The following is a 510-nucleotide window of genomic DNA, read 5'->3' as shown; positions in this document are numbered from 1 at the left end:
GCGCCATGACAATGTTTGTGGCACCGAGCGTGACAAATTCCGGAGACCGCATGACCCAATCGAACGCACAAGCGCAGCCTGACCTGGCCGACAAGGCCGAAGACAATTTCCTTTGGCTGGAGGATCGCAACGGCAAGGAAGCGCTCGACTGGGTCCATCGCCAGAATGCGTTGACGGTCGCCGAACTGCAGGGCGATCCGTCCTATCAGGCGACGTTCGAGACCGCCCTCGACCTGATGACGGCCGAAGACAACATGCCGGTCGGGGCCGCACTTGCCGGTTACGTCTATAATTTCTGGCAGGACAAGACCAATGCGCTCGGCCTGTGGCGGCGGACGTCGGTCTCATCCTACAAGACCGACAGGCCGGATTGGGAAACGATCATCGACTTCGATCAGCTGTCGGCGAAAGAAGGCGTGAAGTGGGTGTTCGGCGGCGCCAGCCGGCTCTATCCGGATTTCGATCGCTGCCTGCTCTTTATGTCGCCGGATGGCGGCGACGCCAGCGAGA

1 pseudogene is annotated in these 510 nt (G+C 60.8%); it reads left to right on the top strand.

Features of this window, described 5'->3' with window-relative positions:
• Nucleotides 1–50 precede the first annotated feature (50 nt).
• Nucleotides 51–510, top strand: a pseudogene (locus EN852_RS34945) (prolyl oligopeptidase family protein); the annotation flags it as partial.

Source organism: Mesorhizobium sp. M2E.F.Ca.ET.209.01.1.1 (assembly GCF_004010375.2).
Taxonomy (GTDB): domain Bacteria; phylum Pseudomonadota; class Alphaproteobacteria; order Rhizobiales; family Rhizobiaceae; genus Mesorhizobium.
Note: the sequence above shows the minus strand (reverse complement) of the source record. Positions and strands in the feature narration are given on the sequence as shown.